The 21,048-nt window shown below is 64.2% G+C and carries 18 protein-coding genes and 1 pseudogene; 16 read left to right on the top strand and 3 right to left on the bottom strand.

The features are described 5' to 3' along the window. Positions 1-205: 205 nt before the first annotated feature. The 4 genes from phaC (EGJ22_RS11715) (at position 206) to EGJ22_RS11700 (ending at position 5,168) form a co-directional block, all read left to right on the top strand. The gene (gene phaC, locus EGJ22_RS11715) at positions 206-1,885 is read left to right on the top strand and encodes a class II poly(R)-hydroxyalkanoic acid synthase (protein WP_029886362.1); all 1,680 of its coding nucleotides are present in this window, start codon (positions 206-208) and stop codon (positions 1,883-1,885) included. A 62-nt stretch (positions 1,886-1,947) separates the two neighbouring features. After that, positions 1,948-2,799 (top strand): poly(3-hydroxyalkanoate) depolymerase, encoded by an 852-nt coding sequence (phaZ, locus tag EGJ22_RS11710; protein ID WP_029886363.1) that lies wholly within the window; start codon positions 1,948-1,950, stop codon positions 2,797-2,799. A gap of 58 nt (positions 2,800-2,857) precedes the next feature. Further along, on the top strand, positions 2,858-4,540 hold the full coding sequence (phaC, locus tag EGJ22_RS11705) for a class II poly(R)-hydroxyalkanoic acid synthase (protein WP_029886364.1): 1,683 nt from the start codon (positions 2,858-2,860) through the stop codon (positions 4,538-4,540). Between the two features lie 13 nt (positions 4,541-4,553). Beyond that, positions 4,554-5,168 (top strand): TetR/AcrR family transcriptional regulator, encoded by a 615-nt coding sequence (locus EGJ22_RS11700; protein ID WP_029886365.1) that lies wholly within the window; start codon positions 4,554-4,556, stop codon positions 5,166-5,168. A gap of 111 nt (positions 5,169-5,279) precedes the next feature. Here the strand turns inward: EGJ22_RS11700 and EGJ22_RS11695 are convergent, their stop codons facing one another. Continuing rightward, entirely contained in the window at positions 5,280-6,071 is a 792-nt protein-coding gene (locus EGJ22_RS11695; protein ID WP_029886366.1) for a phasin family protein, read from the bottom strand. A 10-nt stretch (positions 6,072-6,081) separates the two neighbouring features. Beyond that, a complete protein-coding gene (locus EGJ22_RS11690; RefSeq protein WP_009682364.1) occupies positions 6,082-6,501 on the bottom strand; it encodes a phasin family protein in 420 nt (139 codons plus the stop codon). 177 nt (positions 6,502-6,678) lie between these two features. On the opposite strand from EGJ22_RS11690, the gene EGJ22_RS11685 reads away from it, so the two are divergent. Next, positions 6,679-11,367: a DUF6543 domain-containing protein gene (locus tag EGJ22_RS11685; protein WP_029886367.1), complete on the top strand. Its 4,689-nt coding sequence runs from the start codon at positions 6,679-6,681 to the stop codon at positions 11,365-11,367. 12 nt (positions 11,368-11,379) lie between these two features. On the opposite strand, the gene EGJ22_RS11680 is transcribed toward EGJ22_RS11685, so the two are convergent. After that, positions 11,380-11,655, bottom strand: coding sequence for a polyhydroxyalkanoic acid system family protein (locus tag EGJ22_RS11680; protein WP_009682366.1), 276 nt, complete (start codon positions 11,653-11,655; stop codon positions 11,380-11,382). A gap of 124 nt (positions 11,656-11,779) precedes the next feature. Between EGJ22_RS11680 and ubiE the strand changes: the two genes are divergently transcribed. The 11 genes and pseudogenes from ubiE to EGJ22_RS26905 all read left to right on the top strand — a co-directional run. Next, positions 11,780-12,550, top strand: coding sequence for a bifunctional demethylmenaquinone methyltransferase/2-methoxy-6-polyprenyl-1,4-benzoquinol methylase UbiE (gene ubiE, locus EGJ22_RS11675; protein WP_009682367.1), 771 nt, complete (start codon positions 11,780-11,782; stop codon positions 12,548-12,550). Continuing rightward, positions 12,550-13,173: an SCP2 domain-containing protein gene (locus EGJ22_RS11670; RefSeq protein ID WP_009682368.1), complete on the top strand. Its 624-nt coding sequence runs from the start codon at positions 12,550-12,552 to the stop codon at positions 13,171-13,173. Before ubiE ends, EGJ22_RS11670 begins: the two co-directional genes overlap by 1 nt. Continuing rightward, positions 13,170-14,789, top strand: a complete 1,620-nt coding sequence (ubiB, locus tag EGJ22_RS11665) for a ubiquinone biosynthesis regulatory protein kinase UbiB (RefSeq protein ID WP_029886369.1) — start codon at positions 13,170-13,172, stop codon at positions 14,787-14,789. The genes EGJ22_RS11670 and ubiB overlap by 4 nt, the downstream gene beginning before the upstream one ends. Positions 14,790-14,861: 72 nt before the next feature. Further along, entirely contained in the window at positions 14,862-15,254 is a 393-nt protein-coding gene (hisI, locus tag EGJ22_RS11660; protein ID WP_003249284.1) for a phosphoribosyl-AMP cyclohydrolase, read from the top strand. Position 15,255: 1 nt separating this feature from the next. Next, positions 15,256-15,591 carry a phosphoribosyl-ATP diphosphatase gene (locus tag EGJ22_RS11655; protein WP_009684306.1) on the top strand — a complete coding sequence of 112 codons (336 nt, stop codon included), beginning with the start codon at positions 15,256-15,258 and terminating at the stop codon, positions 15,589-15,591. Positions 15,592-15,653: 62 nt separating this feature from the next. After that, complete coding sequence (locus EGJ22_RS11650; RefSeq protein WP_029886370.1) at positions 15,654-15,926, top strand: twin-arginine translocase TatA/TatE family subunit; 273 nt, start codon at positions 15,654-15,656, stop codon at positions 15,924-15,926. A gap of 3 nt (positions 15,927-15,929) precedes the next feature. Beyond that, positions 15,930-16,307, top strand: coding sequence for a Sec-independent protein translocase protein TatB (tatB, locus tag EGJ22_RS11645; protein WP_029886371.1), 378 nt, complete (start codon positions 15,930-15,932; stop codon positions 16,305-16,307). Continuing rightward, the gene (gene tatC / locus EGJ22_RS11640; protein WP_009684304.1) at positions 16,304-17,092 is read left to right on the top strand and encodes a twin-arginine translocase subunit TatC; all 789 of its coding nucleotides are present in this window, start codon (positions 16,304-16,306) and stop codon (positions 17,090-17,092) included. The genes tatB and tatC overlap by 4 nt, the downstream gene beginning before the upstream one ends. Further along, positions 17,089-17,796: a 16S rRNA (uracil(1498)-N(3))-methyltransferase gene (locus EGJ22_RS11635; RefSeq protein ID WP_029886372.1), complete on the top strand. Its 708-nt coding sequence runs from the start codon at positions 17,089-17,091 to the stop codon at positions 17,794-17,796. The genes tatC and EGJ22_RS11635 overlap by 4 nt, the downstream gene beginning before the upstream one ends. 100 nt (positions 17,797-17,896) lie before the next feature. After that, positions 17,897-19,813: a methyl-accepting chemotaxis protein gene (locus EGJ22_RS11630; RefSeq protein ID WP_064314818.1), complete on the top strand. Its 1,917-nt coding sequence runs from the start codon at positions 17,897-17,899 to the stop codon at positions 19,811-19,813. Between the two features lie 192 nt (positions 19,814-20,005). Then, positions 20,006-21,046 (top strand): annotated as a pseudogene (locus EGJ22_RS26905) (methyl-accepting chemotaxis protein); the annotation flags it as partial. Positions 21,047-21,048: the final 2 nt, after the last annotated feature.

The following is a 21,048-nucleotide window of genomic DNA, read 5'->3' as shown; positions in this document are numbered from 1 at the left end:
GGCCCAGTGACGGGCTGTCTTGCGTATTACATGAAAGTCGGGTAACCAATGTGAGTGGCAAGTTCCCTGCATCACGCTGCAGGTATACAGAACCCCGCAGCACCGCTGTTCCTTATCACTGGTCACCCGAGTAGCAGTACCGGGCTCAGGGCTGTGCCCCCGTCACAGCAACCGGTACTCGTCTCAGGACAACGGAGCGTCGTAGATGAGTAACAAGAACAACGATGAGCTGCAGCGGCAGGCCTCAGAAAACACCCTGGGGCTGAACCCGATCATCGGCATTCGCCGCAAAGACCTGTTGAGTTCGGCACGCACCGTATTGCGCCAGGCCGTGCGCCAACCGCTGCACAGCGCAAAGCATGTGGCCCATTTTGGCCTGGAACTGAAAAACGTCCTGCTGGGCAAATCCAGCCTGGCCCCGGGTAGCGACGACCGACGCTTCAACGACCCGGCCTGGAGCAGCAACCCGCTGTACCGCCGCTACCTGCAGACGTATCTGGCCTGGCGCAACGAACTGCAGGACTGGATCGGCAGCAGTGACCTGTCACCTCAGGACATCAGCCGCGGCCAGTTCGTCATCAACCTGATGACCGAAGCCATGGCGCCGACCAACACCTTGTCCAACCCGGCGGCGGTCAAGCGCTTCTTCGAGACCGGTGGCAAGAGCCTGCTCGACGGCTTGTCCAACCTGGCCAAGGACATGGTCAACAACGGCGGCATGCCTAGCCAGGTGAACATGGACGCCTTCGAGGTGGGCAAGAACCTGGGCACCAGCGAAGGCGCGGTGGTGTACCGCAATGATGTGCTGGAACTGATCCAGTACAGCCCGATCACCGAACAGGTGCACGCCCGGCCACTGCTGGTGGTGCCGCCGCAGATCAACAAGTTCTACGTATTCGACCTGAGCCCGGAAAAGAGCCTGGCTCGTTTTTGCCTGCGCTCGCAGCAGCAAACCTTCATCATCAGCTGGCGCAACCCGACCAAGGCCCAGCGTGAATGGGGCTTGTCCACCTACATCGACGCACTCAAGGAAGCCGTCGACGCCGTATTGGCGATTACCGGCAGCAAGGACCTGAACATGCTCGGTGCCTGCTCGGGCGGCATCACCTGCACGGCACTGGTAGGGCACTACGCAGCCCTCGGCGAGCACAAGGTCAATGCCCTGACCCTGCTGGTCAGCGTGCTGGATACCACGATGGATACCCAGGTGGCGCTGTTCGTCGACGAGCAGACCCTGGAAGCCGCCAAGCGCCACTCCTACCAGGCCGGTGTGCTGGAAGGCAGCGAGATGGCCAAGGTGTTCGCCTGGATGCGCCCCAACGACCTGATCTGGAACTACTGGGTGAACAACTACCTGCTCGGCAACGAGCCGCCGGTGTTCGACATCCTGTTCTGGAACAACGACACCACGCGCCTGCCTGCCGCCTTCCATGGCGACCTGATCGAAATGTTCAAGACCAACCCGCTGACGCGCCCCAACGCCCTGGAAGTGTGCGGCACCCCCATCGACCTGAAAAACGTGCAGTGCGACATTTTCAGCGTGGCGGGTACCGCTGACCACATTCCCCCGTGGCAGTCGTGCTACCGCTCGGCCCACCTGTTCGGGGGCAAGATCGAGTTCGTGCTGTCCAACAGCGGGCATATCCAGAGCATTCTCAACCCGCCGGGCAACCCCAAGGCACGCTTCATGACCGGTGACGACCGCCCGGGTGATCCGCTGGCCTGGCAGGAAAATGCCACCAAGCATGCCGACTCTTGGTGGCTGCACTGGCAAGGCTGGCTGGCCGAGCGCGCAGGCGAACTGAAAAAAGCGCCGACCCGCCTGGGCAACCGTGCCTATGCTGCGGGCGAGGCGGCCCCAGGCACCTACGTTCACGAGCGTTGAGTGGCAGCGCCGTGGCGGCCCGCAGGGCGCCACGGTGTTCATTTCACCCAAGAGTCACGCGCATGACGCAACCGTATATCTTCCGGACCGTCGAGCTGGACAACCAGTCCATCCGCACCGCCGTCCGCCCCGGCAAGCCGCACTTGACGCCGCTGCTGATCTTCAATGGCATCGGCGCCAACCTGGAGCTGGTATTCCCGTTCATCGAAGCACTGGACCCGGACCTGGAAGTGATCGCTTTCGACGTACCCGGTGTCGGCGGCTCGTCCACTCCACGCCACCCGTATCGCTTCCCCGGGCTGGCCAAGCTGACGGCACGGATGCTCGATTACCTCGATTACGGCCAGGTCAATGTCATTGGGGTGTCCTGGGGCGGTGCCCTGGCCCAGCAGTTCGCCCACGACTACCCCGAACGCTGCAGGAAGCTGATACTCGCCGCCACTGCCGCCGGTGCGGTGATGGTACCCGGCAAGCCCAAGGTGCTATGGATGATGGCCAGCCCCAGGCGCTATGTGCAGCCGTCCCATGTCTTGCGCATTGCCCCGCTGATCTACGGCGGCGGTTTTCGCCGGGACCCGGAGCTGGCCATGCACCACGCAGCCAAGGTGCGCTCCGGCGGCAAGATGGGCTACTACTGGCAGCTGTTCGCCGGCCTGGGCTGGACCAGCATTCACTGGCTGCACAAGATCCAGCAGCCGACCCTGGTGCTGGCGGGCGACGACGACCCGCTTATCCCGCTGGTTAACATGCGCCTGCTGGCCTGGCGGATTCCCAACGCCGAGCTACATATTATCGACGACGGCCATTTGTTCCTGATCACCCGAGCCGAGGCTGTCGCGCCAATCATCATGAAGTTCCTGCAGCAAGAACGTCAGCGCGCCGTGATGCACCCGCGCCCGGCCTCGGGAGGGTAAGCGCCAGCACCGCGAAAGGGGCTACAACGCGCAATGGGTCAGACAAGGGAGTGTTGCCATGACAGACAAACCGGCCAAAGGATCACAAACGCTCCCTGCCAGCAGAATGACCGTGCAGCATGCCATGCTCGGCCTGCGCGGCCGCGACCTGCTGGCCACGCTACGCAATGTCGGCCGCCACGGACTGCGCCATCCGTTGCATACCGCCCATCACCTGCTGGCCCTTGGCGGGCAACTGGGGCGGGTGATGCTGGGCGATTCACCGCTTCAACCCAACCCGCGTGACAACCGGTTCAGCGACCCTGCATGGAGCCTGAACCCGTTCTACCGCCGAGGCCTGCAAGCCTACCTGGCCTGGCAGCAGCAGACCCGCCAGTGGATCGACGAAAGCCAGTTGCATGACGATGACCGGGCCCGCGCCCACGTTCTGTTCAACCTGCTCAACGATGCGCTGGCCCCCAGCAACTCGCTGCTCAACCCGCTGGCCGTGAAGGAACTGTTCAACACCGGTGGCCAGAGCCTGGTGCGCGGCCTGGCCCACCTGCTCGAAGACCTGCGCCACAACGATGGTCTGCCGCGCCAGGTCGATGAGCGGGCCTTTGACGTGGGCCGCAACCTGGCCGCCACCCCTGGGGCCGTGGTATTTCGCAACGAGCTGCTGGAGCTGATCCAGTACCGGCCGATGAGTGAAAAACAGCACAGCCGCCCGCTGTTGGTGGTGCCGCCGCAGATCAACAAGTTCTATATCTTCGACCTGAGCACGAACAACAGCTTCGTCCAGTACATGCTCAAGAACAACTTGCAGGTGTTCATGGTCAGCTGGCGCAACCCAGACCCGCGCCACCGTGAATGGGGCCTGTCCAGCTACGTGCAGGCGCTGGAAGAAGCCCTGGATGCCTGCCGCCGCATCAGCGGCAACCGCGACCCCAACCTCATGGGCGCTTGCGCCGGCGGCCTGACCATGGCCGCCTTGCAAGGCCACCTGCAAGCCAGGAACCAGTTGCGCCGGGTGCGCAGTGCCACCTACCTGGTCAGCCTGCTGGACAGCAAGTTCGACAGCCCGGCCAGCCTGTTCGCCGACGAGCAGACCCTGCAGGCAGCCAAACGCCGCTCTCACCAGCGCGGCGTGCTGGACGGCGCCGAAGTGGCGCGGGTCTTTGCCTGGATGCGCCCCAACGACCTGATCTGGAACTACTGGGTCAACAACTACCTGCTCGGCAAGACACCGCCTGCGTTCGACATTCTCTACTGGAACGCCGACAGCACGCGCCTGCCTGCCGCATTGCATTGCGACCTGCTGGATTTCTTCAAGCTCAACCCGTTGACCTACCCGGCCGGGCTGGAGGTCTGCGGCACGCCAATCGACCTGCAACAGGTCAGCGTGGACAGTTTTACCGTTGCCGGCAGCAACGACCACATCACCCCTTGGGACGCGGTGTACCGGTCGGCCTTGCTGCTGGGCGGTGAGCGCCGCTTCGTGCTGGCCAACAGCGGGCATATCCAGAGCATCATCAACCCGCCAGGCAACCCCAAGGCCTATTACCTGACCAACCCCAGCCTGAGCAGTGACCCGCGCGCCTGGTTCCACGAGGCTACGCGCAGCGAGGGTAGCTGGTGGCCGTTGTGGCTGGCGTGGATCACCCAGCGCTCCGGGCCGCTCAAGGCGCCACGCAACGACCTGGGCAACGCCACCCACCCGCCCCTGGCCCCTGCGCCCGGCACCTATGTGCTGACCCGATGAGCAGACCGACCGGATGAAAACCCGCGATCGTATCCTTGAGTGCGCCCTGCAGCTGTTCAACCAGCAGGGCGAGCCGAACGTATCGACCCTGGAGATTGCCAACGAGCTGGGTATCAGCCCGGGCAACCTCTACTACCACTTCCACGGCAAGGAGCCCCTGGTACTGGGGTTGTTCGAGCGCTTCGAGGAAGCGCTGATGCCGCTGCTGGACCCGCCGCTGGAAGTGCGCCTGGATGCCGAGGACTACTGGCTGTTCCTGCACCTGATCGTCGAGCACATGGCGCAGTACCGGTTTCTGTTCCAGGACCTGTCGAACCTGACCGGGCGCCTGCCCAAACTGGCCCGCGGCATGCGCAGCCTGATCAACGCCCTGAAGCGCACGCTGGCGGCACTGCTGGCCAGCCTCAAGGGCCAGGGCCTGGTACAGAGTGACACCCAGGCCTTGGGGCAACTGGTGGAACAGATCACCCTGACGCTGCTGTTCTCGCTGGATTACCAGCGGGTGCTGGGGCGCGAAGGGGATGTGGGAATCGTGGTGTACCAGGTGATGATGCTGGTGGCGCCGCACCTGCAGGCTCAGGCCCGGGGGGCAGCCGAGCAGTTGGCGATGAAGTATCTGGAGGACTAGCCCTGCAGGGGCTGTGCTGCCGCCGCCAACGCATTCGCGGGTGAACCCGCGCCTACAGGGTTGTGCTGAACCTGTAGGCGCGGGGCCACCCGCGAAGAGGGCGTTGCGGTATCAGATCAGGGTACCGGTCCCGTTGGCCGCCGACGGCGTGTTGCTGGCCGGGGCTGCAGCCGGGGCCGGGGCATCGGTTGCGGCAGGTGCAGCGCTGGCCGCCGGCTTGGCCGGTGCTTTCTTCGCTGCAGGCTTCCTGGCTGCTGCCGGTTTGGCTGCTGCCGGCTTTGCCGCAGGCTTGGCGGCAGGTTTCGCTGCTGCCGCCTTGCTTGCAGGTTTGGCAGCCGCAGGCTTGGTCGCAGGTTTTGCCGCGGCCGCCTTGGCTGCAGGTTTCGCCGCAGCGGTTTTGCCTGCGGGTTTGGCCGCTGCCGCCTTGGCCAGTGGCTTGGCTGCCGCCTTGCTGGCTGCCGGCTTGGCTGCGGCCCCTCGCGACGAAACCGGCGCCACCGAGGCACCGGTCAGCTTCTCGATCTGCTTGGTCAGGCTGTCTACCTGTTGGTGCAGGGCCTTGATTTCGTTGCGGCTCGGTACACCCAGGCGCGAGATGGCGCTGTTCAGACGTTTATCGAAAGCCTCTTCGAGTTCGCTCCACTTGCCCAGCGCCCGGTCCTTCACGCCAGACACCCGCGACGTGGTCGAAGACTTGGCGCTTTCGGCCACATCTTCGGCGCTCTTCTTGGCCTGCTTTTCGGCCTTCTCGCCATCTTTCACCAGCGAGTCGAAAAGCTTGGGGCCGTCCTGGTCGATCTTCGAATAGATACCCAGCCCCGCCAGCCAGATCTTGCGGGAGTATTTTTCGATCCCGCCGACCCAGGAGCTGCCTGCTTTGTCGGTATTCTTCTTGCCAGCCATCCTGCTCTCCTTATGGTTTGTGCGCGACGCGCTCAAGCAGCTCGTGCAGCTGTTCAAGCTTGATCGACAGCGCCTCAACGTCATGTTTAGACGGTATGCCAAGGCGATTCAAGGCGCGCCCTACCCGTGCGTCGAAAGCTTTTTCGATCTTGTCGAGTTGAATTTCAACCTTGCCACGTACGCGGCTCACTTCCTGGGCGGCGTCATCGATCTGCTGGTTGGCGGCGTCCAGCTCTTTATCGATGCGCTTCTTGCCCCGCTTCTCGACACCTTCGCCGGCCTTGACCAGCGCCTGGAAATAGTCGGCGCCTTCGTGGCCGACACGCGCATAGGCGCCGATGCCGGCCAGCCAGATCTTGCGTGCGTAACCCCGCACCTCACCCAGCGTGCCCGGCGCGTCCGCCTTTTTCTTCACATTCACTTTGGCCATGCTCTGTACCTCATGCTCATGAGTGGAGGAGGAACCGCCCATGGAGGTTGGGCTTGAGCATAAGGTAGAGGCAGGAATTAGAATCTTCACCCTAAGATCGGCGCACTGCTTTATCTACCACAGACGCAGCAGCCCGCTGCTCCAGCATTCGGCTCCCATCAATCGGAGCCTCCTGCCATGCCATCGTCATCGCCCCTCTCGTTCAGGCAGCTTGTAGCCACCCAGTTCGCCAATCGCCCGCGCTTGCGCGAGGTCATCGCCTGCGCAGGCTTCGAGGTCATCGCGGCACGCTACCCGTGGACGCGCAGCCAGCACCCACAGCTGCAATCGATCCAGGGCTTCAGCATCCTGCGCGGGGTGAATGGGCAGCCGCCGACAGCGTCAGGCCAGCTGGTCGATACCCTGCTGACGCATTTTTTCACTGGCCAGCCCATGGCGCTGCAGCCGACCGACCAGCTGAGCCTGAACCCACCGCTGGTCTTTCGCCCGCAAGACAGCGCCCCGGCCATCGACCTGCGCATGGAAGACCTGAACACCGACTTCGACAACATGCTTTCTACCCTCAGCGAGACCTTCCAGCGGGCGCAGGTCAGCTTCTGGAATGGCTGCGAGAAAGACTCGGACGTGACCCGCCTGCAATGGCTGCAGCAAGTGCTCAAGGCCGCCCTGCTCGGTACGCTTGAGCGCCAGGGCCTGGACCATGACCAGAAAGCCCTGCTGTACCCGCTACTGGCCCAAACCCACGCCGCGGCACAGGTGCAAGCGCTGCAGGTTTCCCTTGCCAGCCCTGGGGACACCCTGCAATGGGTGCTGCCGGACCTGCTGGTCACGGGCAGGCAAGGTACCCGTGAGCTCATTCTGTGGTGCCAGCCTTCGGGCACCGTGCGCAGCTTCGATGATCTGGCTGCTTTTTCCCGGGCCCTGCGCGAAGCGCTCGGCGAGCAGCATGCGTTCGACTCGATGTCCTGGGCCTGCACGCCCTTGCGCGAGGACCCGTTCGCCTACCAGGCCCGGCAGCTGCTCAATGGCCTGCTGCAAAGAATCGATCGGCTGCAGCTTCGCCCAGGCGACAAGGCCAGCGACCTGGATGAGCGCTTCTACACCCTCAGCGACCCTTCATGGGTGTTCCCGGCAAGTTTTGTGCTTCAGCCATCGACCCCGGCCATAGGGTTTCCGGACTGGCTCGGCAACGCCAGCCTGACTGATCGCTTCGAGTACCACACGGCGTTGCTGGCGCTGTCGGCCAGGCAGATGCTGGCCCAGGGTGGTTCGTCCCTGGACGGCATCGAGGACCTGCAGCAATACGCGGTTCGCCGCTTGCGGGAACACATGCGCAATGACCACCCTGCGCAGGTCCCGTACGACCCTGATCAGCTGCTGATCAGCCTTGCCCAGGTGGTGCAGGTTTCCTCCACCGGCCCGGCGCGGCTCGAGCACCTGAAAACCATCAGCCTGACAGAACTGGCCATCGCCCGCCTGCCGCCAGGCGACGAGCAGGTCGCAGCGGCGATCCAACGCGCCGACCAGCAGCCACTGGATAGCTGGATGAACCTCGATTACGTCGCCGCCCTGATCGACAGCGTGGATATCGGCGGCCAGTACCCGCTATTCGTTCACGAGCAGTTGCAACGTGGCAACGACGCCGACCAACGGCGCCAGCGCTTTGCCGAAGAATGGCGCACAAGCCTGCTGCTGAGCGCGCTGCAGGCCAAGATCATGGCCCAGCTGGACGAGCGCACCTGGCAGGTCATCGCCGATTTTTGCCGGCGGCAAACCCATGCCAGCGGCACGCTGAAGCTGGCGCCGCTGGCATTCAACAGCGTGCCCGGCGGCCCGAAGAGCAACCCGGTGCATGGCATGTTCGTCATCGAAGTACCCACCACCGGGGCCTGGCTACTGTACCGGCCGATGCACACCCGGCAGCCCATCAGGCAGTTCGATAGCCGCCAACAACTGATCACCTGCATCCGTACCGAACACGCCCTGCAGCAGGACATCCTCATCTGGCTGGATGACGACGCCCGCCCCATTTACGCCGATGGCGGCTTTGTTCACCCCCACCTGCATTCCGGGCTGGCCGAGGTGGCCCATCTGCTGGCGCCCGGGGCTGCCTTGGTGGGGCTTGCCATCGAGCGCCTGAGGGTGCCGGTCACACTGGCTTTCAGCCCCTGGGCCGACGACCTGGACAGCCGTATTTACCAAGCCCGGGCCGAGGTTCTGCTGTTGCTGGCCTCACGGCAGAGCGTGTCCAACCAACAACTGCGCTGGGCGCTGGTCGAGCAGTTCGCCTGGGTGGCGTTCAATACGGTCACGCCGCTGCTGCGTGGCGCGGCAGGCATGCTGGCCTGGCTGGTGACCGCCCTGCTCGGCATCCGGCATGACCTCACCGCGTTGACCGCCGGCAGCGACCAGGAAAAATGGCTCGCTGGCGCAGATATCCTGCTGAACCTGGCCATGCTGCTGGCCCACGGCTTTGCCGTTGCCCGCACACCGCCGGAACCCGCATACCAGGCCCCGCCGCGTCGGGCGCCGGCCGTGCTGGCTGATCGGTTACCGGAACAGCAAACCTGGACAGACCTCGCCGAGCCAGCCCAGCCGACAGCGCTGAATGTCAGCCAATGGGGCCATGACCAACGGCTCGGCAACCTGCCGCACGACGCCCGCGCCGCCCTCGAACGCCTGCGCGCCACGGTCAGCCTGAGTGGGCTGCAACCGGTGGCCAGCGGGCGCATGCGCGGTCTGTACGCCCTGGATGGGCGCTACTACGTGCAGTTGCAGCACGTGCCTTACGAAGTGGTCGAGAGCTGGAGCGGCATGCGCATCATGGGGCCGCCGCTGAGCCAGAGCGAATGGTCGCAGTCTTGGGGTGCGGAGCCTGACGGTTACTACCTCCCCAGCCGCGAACGCAGCCGTGGCCCTTGGCTGAAGCGCTGGAATGGCGAATGGATGCTGGACCTGCACCTTGCCGGGGGCATGCCGAAAAGCGCACGAGCGCTGATCGACGAAAAAACCCAGGCATTCAACACCCTGCTGGCGACCCGTGTCGCCAATGATCAGAAGATCAACAATACGGAAACCTTCATCGGTGTCTACCTGAAGCGGGTGGAACCCTACGACCAGGCACTCGAGGCATTCCTGAAGTCGCTCGATGAGCACCCCGGCGCTTCGCTCGACAATTTGCCGGAACACCTGCAGGAAAGCCTGCGCGCGCTGCAGGCGCTTCGCCAGGAGACACGCGCCAACCTCGATGTGTTGGCACTCACCTATGAGAAACAGGCCGCGCTGATCAGGGAGCAGATTCAACTCTACACCCGCATGGGCGAACCAAAGTACCTAAGGTTCGACCCGCAAGCCACCGCTTCATTCGCGCGAGGCCAATGGTGGGAGCAGTTGCTGCAAACTGACCTGCAGCAGTTCCGCCGCCTGCTCGACATGAATGACTACGAGGTGCTCAAGACCCAGTCCCGTCGCCTGGTGCAATTGCCGTCCGGCCAGGAGCAGGCAGAGCTGTACCTGGACTTCAGCAAGCACATCGAAGCCGCACTGGCTGTGCACAGGCGCATCCTCAGTGTCAGCCAACGCCTGGACCATAATCTTGCCGAGGCCATGCAAGACGGGCAGATCCAGTTCCCCGGCAAACGCAAGAAGCTCGACGGCATCATCAGCACCCGGCAGTACTCGACCCTCATTACCCGCGCCCAGATCATCAGTGACCTGCATCAACTCGTCGTCCGCAGGGACCGGCTCAGCGCAGACGATTTCGAAAGTACCCTGCTCGCCCAGCAAACCCTGCGCAGCAAGCATTTTCACGAAGCGCTGCTGAGCCACGACAGCCTGGCTGCTGCCGGCCTGACGCCCGAACAGCAGAAGGCGCCCCTGGAAAGCGCCCTTCGCGAATACAAGCTGGCCCTGAGCAATGCCCAGTACCTGCTTTCACGCAACATGCCTGCGGTGGACAGCAGCCAACTCGAGGCCTACATCGTTGAGCTCAATATACTGATAAGCCTGGGCGAGGATGACATGGCCAACCTGGCGGCCGCGACCGATCGCCAGGATGCAGTACCCGAGCAACCGCTGACCCACAGGGTGCGGGCCGTCCGACGCAAGGTGATCCGCACGGCGCGGGGCAGGTCGCTGGTGGTGGAGGAAACCGAGGAGGCTGGCGAAACCGTGCAGATCGACCCGATGACCCAGCAAACCGTTGCACGCTACCAGCAGCAAGGCGATCACTGGGACACCATTGCCCCCGCCACGCCGGCGCCTGACTACGCGCGCCTGCGGCGCATCGGCAATGATCTGCTGAGCCAGCAGGCGGCCAGGCTCAACCACGCCGCGCGCCACCTGGATGGGCCCAACAGCCTGGCCGACCTGCTGGATTTCTACTTGCAGGACCTGGCGGAAATCGCCGGTCACCTGCGCAGCGGCCCTGAACGGGAGCAACCACTGGCCAGCAGGATCGAACAGGCCATTACCGAAGTGCGCGCTGAAAAGCAGCGCCTCTTGACCAGCGCCTACCTTGGCACCCGCTACCCGGACAGCAAGGCCCTGCGCTTTCTGGTAGAGGCCCGCGAGGTCGAAATCACCCCGAACAGGGCGCGCAAACAGCTCAAGGCCAATGACTTTCTGGATGTGTACGACATCTATCGCCTGCAGCCCAGGCAGAAGCTCTGGGAGGCGCACTTCCACTACACCACCGCCACCGCCAATGCCCGGCGCTTTGCCAAAGGCCATTTGAAGTTTCCGGAGGCCATGGGCCGCGACGAGCGCTTGCAACGGGCACAGGCTTCGGCGGAGCGTTGCCAAGTGTACCGGGGTGACCTGCGCCTGGACCAGATCGAAGACCTGATCCCGTTCCCCGCCAGCTGAATAAAGCGGGCGTCAGGCCAGTGCCTTGTCCAGCGCCCGCTCGATCTCGCCCTTGATGGTGCCGCTCATCATCGACAGCATCATGCCCAGTTTCAGCTCCACGCGGATGCTGTCTTCGCCGATCTGCACGCTACCCTTGGCGCCGCTGCGCGCCACATCGACCCGGTCACCGTTCCAGGTGGCCTGGAGGTCGTACTCGCGGCTGAGCTTGTCGACCAGCGCCTGGGCCTTGGCACGGGCGGCGTCACGGCCGAGGGAGTGTTTGCGTTCGACGCTGATCTGGGTCATGCGGGTGTTCCTGAAGATGTAGACATAATCGGCATTATGCCCGCCCCCGGCCACAGGCACACCCTGCCAAGACAAATCCGCCCGTTCGCCCTAGAATGGCGGTAATTTTTTCCGGTGAAGCGATATGAACGACCAGCGCAAAGGCGACCACGCCGAACCCACCACCCATTTCGGCTACCAGGACGTCCCTGAAAGCCAGAAAGCCAAGAAAGTTGCCGAGGTATTCCATTCGGTAGCTGCCAAGTACGACCTGATGAACGACGTGCTCTCCGGCGGCATGCACCGCCTGTGGAAGCGCTTCACCATCGAGCTCTCGGGTGTGCGCAGCGGCAACCGCGTGCTGGACATCGCCGGTGGTACCGGCGACCTTGCCGCCAAGTTCTCGCGCCTGGTCGGCCCGACCGGGCAAGTGGTACTGGCCGACATCAACGACTCGATGCTCAAGGTTGGCCGTGACCGCCTGCTGGACCGCGGCGTGGCCGGCAACATCGAATTCGTGCAGGCCGACGCGGAAAAGCTGCCGTTCCCGGACAACCACTTCGATTGCGTGACCATCGCCTTCGGCCTGCGCAACGTCACCCACAAGGATGCAGCCATCCGTTCGATGCTGCGTGTACTCAAGCCCGGTGGCCGCTTGCTGATCCTGGAGTTCTCCAAGCCGACCAACAAGCTCATGTCCAAGGCCTACGATGCCTACTCGTTCGCCTTCATGCCCCTGGCCGGCAAGCTGATCACCAACGACTCCGAAAGCTACCGTTACCTCGCCGAGTCGATCCGCATGCACCCCGACCAGGAAACCCTGAAAAGCATGATGGTCGAGGCCGGCTTCGACCGCGTCACCTACCACAACATGACCAGCGGCATTGTTGCCGTGCACCGGGGAATCAAGCCCTGATGCTGCTGGCCGGGCTGCTCGCCAGTGTCGAACAGGGCCTGAACCGCGTCCTGCGCATGGACAGCACGGCCCTGCCGCGGCTGGGCGCGCTGGCGGGCAAGGTCATCGAGATAGACTGCCGCCAACCGGCCTTGCAGGTGTTCATCCTGCCCGATGAAGAGGGCCTGATGCTCGCCGCCCACTGGGAAGGCGAGGTCGACTGCAGCCTGCGCGCCCCGGCCGGCAGCCTGGCGCAACTGGCCATGGCCAAGGACAAGACTGGCGTGTTGCACAGCCCGCAGGTCGAGCTGCACGGCGACAGCGCCGTGCTGCTCGACCTGTTCGGTGTGCTGCAGGACCTGGAACTGGACTGGGAGCACGAGTTGCAACGCTGGCTCGGCCCGGTGGCCACGGCCATGCTGGCCGGCCACATCCGCCTGCGCGCACGCTGGACCCGCCAGGGCCTGGCGCGCTTCAGCCAGAATTTGTCCGAGTACCTGGCCGAAGAGTCGCGCACGCTGGTCGGCAAGCGTGAAGCCGAGGCTGCCTTCAGCGAACTCGATGCCCTGAAACTCGACACCGAACGCCTTGAGGCGCGCCTCAAGCGCCTTTCCCGATCCCTTGATTCCAGCGATAACGCATGAAGCTGCTCGCCGTCCGCCGCCTTTTCCGCATTCAGCGTGTGGTCATCCGCTACCGCCTGGATGACCTGCTGTTCGATCAACCCCTGCTGCCCTGGTGGCTGGCCAGCCTGCGCCTGCTGATGCCGTGGCGCTGGCTGCCACGCAAGCCGTCCGAGCTCAACCGTGGCGCACGTCTGCGCCTGGCGCTGCAGGACCTGGGGCCGATCTTCATCAAGTTCGGCCAGTTGCTGTCCACCCGCCGCGACCTGCTGCCCCCCGACATCGCCGACGAGCTGATGCTGCTGCAGGACCGCGTGCCGCCATTCGACCCGAAACACGCCGTGGCGTTGATCGAAGCGCAACTGGGTGCCAAGGTGGGCGAGCTGTTCAGCCGCTTCGACGTCGAGCCGCTGGCCTCGGCCTCGGTCGCACAGGTGCATGCCGCGCGCCTGAAAACGGGCGAAGAGGTGGTGGTCAAGGTGGTCCGCCCCGGCCTCAAGCCGGTCATCGCCCAGGACCTGGCCTGGCTGTTCCTGATTGCCAAGGCCGCCGAGCGCGCCTCGGCCGATGCCCGCCGCCTGCACCCGGTGGACATCGTCGGCGACTACGAAAAAACCATCTACGACGAGCTCGACCTGTTGCGCGAAGCGGCCAATGCCAGCCAGCTGCGGCGTAACTTCGAAGGGTCCGAGCTGATGTACGTGCCCCAGGTGTACTGGGACCTGTGCCGCCCCAAGGTGCTGGTCATGGAGCGCATCTATGGCGTGCCCGTGACCGACATGGCTACCCTGGCCGACCAGCGCACCGACATGAAGCTGCTGGCCGAACGGGGTGTCGAGGTGTTCTTCACCCAGGTGTTCCGCGACAGTTTCTTCCATGCCGACATGCACCCGGGCAACATCTTCGTCAGCACGGTCAAACCGTGGAGCCCGCAGTACATCGCCATCGACTGCGGGATCGTCGGCAGCCTCACCGCCGAAGACCAGGACTACCTGGCGCGCAACCTGTTTGCCTTCTTCAAGCGCGACTACCGGCGTGTGGCCGAGCTGCACATCGATTCGGGCTGGGTCCCGGCGCATACCAAGGTCAACGAGTTCGAAGCCGCGATCCGCACCGTGTGCGAACCGATCTTCGAAAAACCGTTAAAGGATATTTCCTTCGGCCAGGTGCTGATGCGCCTGTTCCAGACCGCACGGCGCTTCAACATGGAAGTGCAGCCGCAGTTGGTGCTGCTGCAAAAAACCTTGCTCAACATCGAAGGCTTGGGCCGCCAGCTTTACCCCGACCTGGACCTGTGGAGCACCGCCAAGCCCTACCTAGAACGCTGGATGCGCGAGCGCTACAGCCCCAAGGCCATGTTCGGCAACCTGCACAGCCAGGTCGAGCAGTTGCCGCACCTGGCCGGTATGACCCGCGACCTGCTCGAACGCCTGTCGCAACCGCATTTGCATGACCCGCAACTGCCAGAGCGCCGCAAGGGCGACCGCTGGGCGCTGCGCCTGCTGGGTGCCGGCCTGCTGGGCGGGGGCGCGGTACTGGCCGCGGGTGCTGCCGAGGCCGCCAGCCTGGCCGCGCCTGCAGCCTGGCCCGCCTGGCTGATGCTGGCCGCCGGCCTTTACCTGATCGTGCGCCAATAGCCAGCCGCGCCTGTGGCTGGCACACTAGCGCAAATGGCCCGGTACAGGAGCGGGCTCGCTTTGGAGTCGACGATGAAAGACTGGCTGGACGAGATCAAGTGGAACAGCGATGGCCTGGTGCCAGCGATCGCCCAGGACCACAAGACCGGACGGGTGCTGATGATGGCCTGGATGAACCGCGAATCGCTGGCGCTCACGGCCGCCGAGCAACGCGCCATCTACTGGTCGCGCTCGCGTGGCAAGCTGTGGCGCAAGGGCGAAGAGTCCGGGCATGTGCAGAAGCTGCATGAACTGCGCCTGGACTGCGACGCCGACGTCATCATCCTGATGGTCGAGCAACTGGGCCATATCGCCTGCCATACCGGCCGGGAAAGCTGCTTCTATCGCGTCTACGAAGACGGCCAGTGGAAAATCGTCGACCCGGTCCTCAAGGACCCGGATGCCATCTACAGCGCAGGACACTGACATGAGCGACACCCTCAACCGCCTGGCCGCCGTGCTTGAAGAACGCAAGCAAGCGGCGCCCGACAGCTCCTATGTGGCCAGCCTGTACCACAAGGGCCTGAACAAGATCCTTGAAAAGCTCGGCGAAGAGTCGGTCGAAACCATCATCGCCGCCAAGGACGCCGCGCACAGCAAGGATTACAGCGATGTCATCTACGAAACCGCCGACCTGTGGTTTCATAGCCTGGTGATGCTCAGCGCGCTGGGCCAGCATCCGCAAGCGGTGCTGGACGAACTGGAGCGCCGCTTCGGGCTGTCCGGGCATGATGAGAAGGCTGCGCGAACGCCTTCTGCCTGATGCATTTGCGGGGGGCGCCGGGCGCCCCTGAAGCTTCACTGACATTTTTTCAGGAGTACGAAATGGGTATCTTTGACTGGAAACACTGGATCGTCCTGCTGGTGGTCGTGGTGCTGGTATTCGGCACCAAGAAGCTGAAGAACTTCGGCAGTGACCTGGGCGAGTCGATCAAGGGCTTCCGCAAGGCCATGAACGATGAAGAGCACAAGCCGGCCGAGCAAACCCCGCCGCCTGCCCAGCCTGTGCCGCCGGTGCAGAACACCGCCCAGCCGCAGCCAGGCCACACCATCGAGGGCCAGGCACAGCCGGTCCAAGAGCCACAGCGGAAAGACTGACCCATGTTCGGCATCAGTTTCAGCGAGCTGCTGCTCGTCGGCCTGGTCGCCCTGTTGGTGCTCGGCCCCGAGCGCCTGCCAGGCGCCGCCCGCACCGCAGGTTTGTGGATCGGGCGGCTCAAGCGCAGCTTCAACAGCATCAAGATGGAAGTGGAGCGTGAAATCGGCGCCGACGACATCCGCCGCCAGCTGCACAACGAGCACATCCTGCAGATGGAAGAGGAAGCCAAGCGCATCCTCAACCCGCTGACGCCACCGGCACAGCCGCCCGTGACCACCGCCACCGTGCAGCCACCCGCCGGGGTCGCAGCCATGCCAGTGGAAACACCGGCCACCCCGGGCACAACCACTGAACCGCCTCAACCGCCGCGAGCCCCATGAGCGAGAATCCGGAACACGACCAGCCAATGCCGCTGGTTTCGCACCTGACCGAACTGCGCACCCGCCTGCTGCGCTGCGTTGCGGTCATTTTCCTGATCTTTGCCGGGCTGTTCTCCTTCGCCCAGCAGATCTACACCCTGGTCTCCGCCCCCCTGCGTGATCACTTGCCAGCCAACGCAACGATGATCGCCACCGACGTGGCCTCGCCGTTCCTCACGCCGTTCAAGCTGACCATGATCGTGTCGCTGTTCCTGGCCATCCCCTTCATCCTCCAGCAGATCTGGGGCTTCATCGCACCGGGGCTGTACCGCCACGAAAAGCGCATCGCGATCCCGCTGCTGGTGTCGAGCATCCTGCTGTTCTATGCCGGTATGGCGTTCGCCTATTTCCTGGTGTTCCCGCTGATGTTCAAGTTCTTCGCGGCAGCCACCCCGGCAGGCGTGGCCATGATGACCGACATCGCCAACTACCTCGATTTCGTGATGACGTTGTTCTTCGCCTTTGGCGTGGCCTTCGAGATCCCGGTGGCGGTGGTGCTGCTGGTGTGGATCGGCGTGGTCGACGTGAAGTACCTGAAGAAGATCCGCCCTTACGTGATCATAGGCTGCTTCGTGGTCGGCATGATCCTCACGCCACCGGACATTTTCTCGCAGACCCTGCTGGCCGTGCCCATGTGGTTGCTGTTCGAAGTCGGGGTGCTGTGCGGCAGCCTGGTGCGCAAGCGCAGTGCCCACGACGAAACTGCCGACGATTCCAACGACCAGCCGCCAGCGACTCAACCGTGAACCTGCTGCTGCTTGAACAGGCCGACTTCGTTGCGGCCGACCGCGTGGTGCTGGCTGACCGGCGCTTCACCCACATGCAGGAAATCCACCGCGTGGCGGTCGGCGACCAGCTGCGCGTGGGCCGCGTCAACGGCTTGATGGGCAAGGCCACGGTGCTGCGCCTGGCACCGCACCAGGCCGAGCTGGAGGTGGCCTTCGACCAGCAACCGCCGGCCAAATTGCCGCTGACCCTGGTGCTGGCTGTACCCCGCCCGAAGATGCTGCGCCGGCTGTTCCAGACCGTGGCTACCCTGGGTGTACCGCGGTTGATCCTGCTGAACAGCTACAAGGTCGAGAAAAGCTTCTGGCAAACGCCGTTCCTGCAGCCGGAAAACATTCGGGACAACCTGATCCTCGGCCTGGAACAGGCCCGCGACACGGTACTGCCCGAGGTGATCATCGAGAAGCGCTTCAAGCCGTTCGTCGAAGACCGCCTGCCCGCGATCGCTGCTGGTACCCTGGGCCTGGTCGGTCACCCCGGCCCGTACCCTGCCTGCCCGCGCGCCGTGGACCAGCCCGTGACCCTGGCCATCGGCCCCGAAGGTGGCTGGATTCCTTACGAAATCGACCTGCTGGGCAAGGCAGGCCTGGCGCCCGTGCAGCTGGGTGAGCGCATTCTGCGCGTGGAAACGGCCGTCACTGCGCTGCTTTCGCGCATTTTCTGACGCAAACGCCACCTAATCGCCCATCAAGTTTCCCCTTCCCGGGCCGATGGCCTTGGCAACACAACAAAGTTTCGTGCTGCCAAGCCGACCGGGAGTCTACATGTATCAATGGTTAGCCCAATCGCTGGGCAATATGAGCGTGAACCGCAAACTGGGAATGGGTTTCGGCCTGGTCCTGCTATTGACCGTGGCCATCACCCTGACCGGCTGGCACGGCATGGACAGCATCATCGGCCGTGGCGACAAGCTGGGGAATATCTCGGTCATTCAGCAGCACACTCAGGAACTGCGTATCGCCCGCCAGCGTTATCAACGCGAGCGTGACGATGCCTCGATCGCAGACGTGGAAAAAGCCCTGGCTACGCTGGACCGCCAGGTGCAAGTGATGCTCGGCCAGATCGAGCAGCCTGCCGACCACCAGCGCCTGGAGCAGCAGCGCGAGGCCGTGCGCGGCTACCAGCAGGCCTTGGGCGAGCTGAAACAGGCCGGCCAACGCCGCGAGGCAAGCCGCGCAGTGCTCGGCGATAGCGCCGACAAGGCCGTCGAACTGCTGAACCGGGTGCAACAGCGCCTGCGCCAGGGCGGCGACATAAGCCAATACCAGTCGGCCGTGGAGGTCAACGCCCTGCTGCAGCAAGCCCGCTTCCAGGTACGCGGTTATACCTACAGCGGCAATGCCGAGTACCAGCAAACCGCCTTCAAAGCCATCGACCAGGCCTTGCTCGAACTGCGTGCCCTGCCGGCCAAGGTGCCGGCCGACTATGCCGCCAGCCTGGACGACGCTACCACTGCCATGGGCGGCTACCGGGATGCGGTCAACCAGTTCGGCGCTGCCCAGACGGCCAGCGATCAAGCCTTGCAACGCATGGTCGAGCTCGGCGCAGCGCTGCTGCAGACCAGCGAGGCGATGACCACCTCCCAGACCGCCGTACGGGATAGCGCGGCCGCCCAGGCCAAGACCCTGCTGCTGATCGCCACCGTGCTGGCGCTGGCCCTTGGCCTGCTGGCAGCCTGGGCGATTACCCGGCAGATCGTCGTGCCCCTGCGCCAGACCCTGAGCGCCGCCGAGCGGGTAGCCAGCGGCGACCTCAGCCACAACCTGCCGGTAGACCGCCGTGACGAGCTGGGCCAGTTGCAAGCCAGCATGCAGCGCATGACTCAAGGCTTGCGCGAGCTGATCGGTGGCATCGGCGATGGGGTAACGCAGATCGCCAGTGCGGCCGAGCAACTGTCGGCGGTGACCGAGCAGACCAGCGCCGGGGTCAACAACCAGAAGGTCGAGACCGATCAGGTGGCGACTGCCATGAACCAGATGACGGCGACCGTGCACGACGTGGCACGCAATGCCGAGCAAGCCTCGGAAGCGGCCTTGATGGCCGACCAGCAGGCCCGTGAAGGTGACCGGGTGGTGGGCGAAGCGGTGGCGCAGATCGAGCGCCTGGCCGGCGAAGTGATCAACTCCAGCGAAGCGATGAACCAGCTCAAGGCCGAGAGCGACAAGATCGGCAGCGTGCTCGACGTGATCAAGTCGGTGGCTCAACAGACCAACTTGCTGGCGCTCAACGCAGCGATCGAGGCTGCCCGTGCAGGCGAAGCCGGGCGCGGCTTTGCCGTGGTGGCCGACGAGGTGCGCAGCCTGGCCCAGCGCACCCAGCAGTCGACCGAAGAAATCGAAGAACTGATTGCCGGCTTGCAAAGCGGAACCCAGCGGGTGGCCAGCGTGATGGACAGCAGCCGCCAACTGACTGACAGCAGCGTCGAGCTGACCCGCCGCGCCGGCAGCTCGCTGGAAACCATCACCCGTACCGTGTCGTCCATCCAGGCGATGAACCAGCAGATCGCCACCGCGGCAGAAGAGCAAACGGCCGTGGCCGAAGAGATCAACCGCAGCGTGATGAATGTGCGGGACATTTCCGACCAGACCTCGGCGGCCAGTGAGGAGACGGCCAGCTCCAGCGTGGAGCTGGCGCGGCTGGGCACCCATTTGCAAGGGTTGGTGGGGCGCTTCAGGCTCTGATCGGGTGTGCCTGGCCTCTTCGCGTCAGTTCGGCGCGGAGCGGCCAGGCACAGGCGACACATTTCCTACTAGCCGCAGCGAAATTTCCTACCTGATTATCAGGTCAAGTCCTACAGCTCCGCTGCCGATGGGCAAAGGTGTCATGCCGGCAATACGCCTGCATGCCCTCCCCCTTTCGCACGGAGACTCACCATGCTCGGCTACCTCAACCGCAAGCTCGGCAACATCAGCGTGGCTGCCAAGCTGGCCCTCGGCTTCGCTGTGGTCCTGCTGCTTACCCTGGCCACCACCATCAGCGGCTGGCGTGCGTTGGACGACGCCATCGTCCGCTCGCAACAGCTCAGCGAAATCGGCCAAATCAACGACCTGACCAAAGACCTGCGCGCAGAGCGCATCACCTTCCGCGTGCTCAACGACGACGCCAGCAAGGCCACTATCGGCAACATCTTCGACCAGCTCAACAGCATGCTCAGCACCCTGCAGCAGCGCAGCAACGTCGATGAGTCGCGCCAGATGCTGACCGATAAGCTGACCCTGTTGCAGCGCCTGCGCGATGACTTCACCGAGTTGCAGCGCACCGTCGCCAACCGGGTGGCCTTGCGCCAGGCAATGCAGGAGCAGGAGCAGAAGCTCAACGATGCCATCGATGAGCTGCAGACCCAGGCGTTGCTGAACATGCCGGCCCACAGCCAGCAAAATGGTGCCCTGGCGCAAATGGACACCCTCAGCCGGCAAGTGGATGGTGCCAACCAGCAAAGCCTCGTACCCGCCTACACGTTCGTCCCGGTCGAGGACTTTGCCAAAGTCGGCGACAGCGCCCTGGACGCAGCCCAGGCCAGCCTCGAGCAACTGCTCAAAGGCCTGGCGCCGCTTGGCCTGCCACGCGCTGTCAGCGAGCAGCCCGGTGTCGAGCTGGCCAAATACCGCGCCAGCCTGGACCAATACCGGCGCGCCGCCGTGCGGGTTGAGCAATTGCAGAACAACATGGAGCGAATGGGCAACGAGTTGCGCGCGCTCAGCCTGGAACTGGGTAAACGCAAGGTCGAGCAACGTGACCGCGAAGCCTTGGCCGCCCGCTCGCTGCTGACCAGCGTTGCGTTGCTAGCACTGGTAGCGGGGGCCCTGGCTGCCTGGCTGATCACCCTGCAGATCACCCAACCCTTGCGCCAGACCCTGGCGGTGGCGGCGCGCATCGCCAAGGGCGACCTGAGCCAGGTCGACACCGTGCAGCGCCG

This window comes from Pseudomonas sp. p99-361, from assembly GCF_003935475.1.
GTDB lineage: Bacteria > Pseudomonadota > Gammaproteobacteria > Pseudomonadales > Pseudomonadaceae > Aquipseudomonas > Aquipseudomonas juntendi.
The sequence above is the reverse complement of the archived record's forward strand: the minus strand, read 5'-3'. Positions and strand labels throughout refer to the sequence as shown.

Bases quoted from the DNA above. Each gene is read 5' to 3' on its own strand.
- EGJ22_RS11700 (WP_029886365.1), top strand. From the start codon at position 4,554: ATGAAAACCCGCGATCGTATCCTTGAGTGCGCCCTGCAGCTGTTCAAC.
- tatC (WP_009684304.1), top strand. From the start codon at position 16,304: ATGAGCGAGAATCCGGAACACGACCAGCCAATGCCGCTGGTTTCGCAC.
- tatB (WP_029886371.1), top strand. From the start codon at position 15,930: ATGTTCGGCATCAGTTTCAGCGAGCTGCTGCTCGTCGGCCTGGTCGCC.
- phaC (WP_029886364.1), top strand. From the start codon at position 2,858: ATGACAGACAAACCGGCCAAAGGATCACAAACGCTCCCTGCCAGCAGA.
- ubiB (WP_029886369.1), top strand. From the start codon at position 13,170: ATGAAGCTGCTCGCCGTCCGCCGCCTTTTCCGCATTCAGCGTGTGGTC.
- EGJ22_RS11680 (WP_009682366.1), bottom strand. From the start codon at position 11,655: ATGACCCAGATCAGCGTCGAACGCAAACACTCCCTCGGCCGTGACGCC.
- ubiE (WP_009682367.1), top strand. From the start codon at position 11,780: ATGAACGACCAGCGCAAAGGCGACCACGCCGAACCCACCACCCATTTC.
- EGJ22_RS11685 (WP_029886367.1), top strand. From the start codon at position 6,679: ATGCCATCGTCATCGCCCCTCTCGTTCAGGCAGCTTGTAGCCACCCAG.
- phaZ (WP_029886363.1), top strand. From the start codon at position 1,948: ATGACGCAACCGTATATCTTCCGGACCGTCGAGCTGGACAACCAGTCC.
- EGJ22_RS11650 (WP_029886370.1), top strand. From the start codon at position 15,654: ATGGGTATCTTTGACTGGAAACACTGGATCGTCCTGCTGGTGGTCGTG.
- EGJ22_RS11670 (WP_009682368.1), top strand. From the start codon at position 12,550: ATGCTGCTGGCCGGGCTGCTCGCCAGTGTCGAACAGGGCCTGAACCGC.
- EGJ22_RS11690 (WP_009682364.1), bottom strand. From the start codon at position 6,501: ATGGCCAAAGTGAATGTGAAGAAAAAGGCGGACGCGCCGGGCACGCTG.
- hisI (WP_003249284.1), top strand. From the start codon at position 14,862: ATGAAAGACTGGCTGGACGAGATCAAGTGGAACAGCGATGGCCTGGTG.
- EGJ22_RS11695 (WP_029886366.1), bottom strand. From the start codon at position 6,071: ATGGCTGGCAAGAAGAATACCGACAAAGCAGGCAGCTCCTGGGTCGGC.
- phaC (WP_029886362.1), top strand. From the start codon at position 206: ATGAGTAACAAGAACAACGATGAGCTGCAGCGGCAGGCCTCAGAAAAC.
- EGJ22_RS11630 (WP_064314818.1), top strand. From the start codon at position 17,897: ATGTATCAATGGTTAGCCCAATCGCTGGGCAATATGAGCGTGAACCGC.
- EGJ22_RS11655 (WP_009684306.1), top strand. From the start codon at position 15,256: ATGAGCGACACCCTCAACCGCCTGGCCGCCGTGCTTGAAGAACGCAAG.